Source organism: Amycolatopsis minnesotensis (assembly GCF_039529815.1).
GTDB lineage: Bacteria > Actinomycetota > Actinomycetes > Mycobacteriales > Pseudonocardiaceae > Amycolatopsis > Amycolatopsis minnesotensis.
On record NZ_BAAANN010000136.1, the window covers coordinates 1 to 904 of the forward strand.

Genomic DNA, 904 nt, shown 5'->3' on the forward strand with positions numbered 1-904 from the left:
GTTTGTGCGGGGTGGTGTGGGTGCTGGGGTGGTTCGTGGTGGTGGTGTGGGTGTGGTGTTTTCGGGGCAGGGGTCGCAGCGGTTGGGGATGGGGCGGGGGTTGTATGGGGTGTTTCCGGTGTTCGCGGCGGCGTTCGATGAGGTGTGCGGGCTGCTGGATGTGATGGTGGGTGCTTCGGTGCGGGAGGTGGTGTGGGGCACCGATGAGGGTGTGTTGGATCGGACGGTGTGGGCGCAGGCGGGATTGTTCGCGGTGCAGTGGGCCCAGTTCCGGTTGGTGTCCTCGTGGGGTGTGGTGCCGTCGATGGTGCTGGGGCACTCGATCGGGGAGATCACCGCGGCCACCGCGGCAGGGGTGTTCTCGTTGGAGGATGCGTGCCGGCTGGTGGCGGCGCGGGGCCGGTTGATGCAGGATCTGCCCCCGGGCGGGGTGATGGCCTCGGTCCGCGCCGGGCAGGACCGGGTGCGCGCGGTGATCGAGGGTGTCTCCGGGGTGGCGGTGGCGGCGGTCAACGGTACCGACGCGGTCGTGCTCTCCGGCACCCAGGACGCGGTGGAGCCGGTGGTGGCCTCGCTTGAGGCAGAGGGGATACGGGTGAAGTGGCTGCGGGTTTCCCATGCCTTCCACTCACCCCTGATGGATCCGATCCTCGAGCAGTTCACCCAAGAACTAGCCGACATCACCTTCCAGACACCAACGATCCCGGTGGTGTCCAACGTGACCGGAAAAATCGCCACCACCGACCAACTGTGTTCACCGGCCTACTGGGCCGAACACATCCGTGCCACCGTCCGCTTCGCCGACGGACTCGACACCCTCCACCACCACGACATCACCACCTACCTCGAACTCGGACCCGACACCACCCTCACCACCCTCACCCACAACCACCTCACCGGAGAC

At 67.0% G+C, this 904-nt stretch carries 1 protein-coding gene; it reads left to right on the forward strand.

What is annotated here, in order from left to right; translation table 11 throughout:
* Positions 1-55: 55 nt before the first annotated feature.
* A partial coding sequence (locus ABD256_RS44180) for an acyltransferase domain-containing protein (protein ID WP_344432404.1) occupies positions 56-904 on the forward strand: 849 nt, incomplete at its 3' end.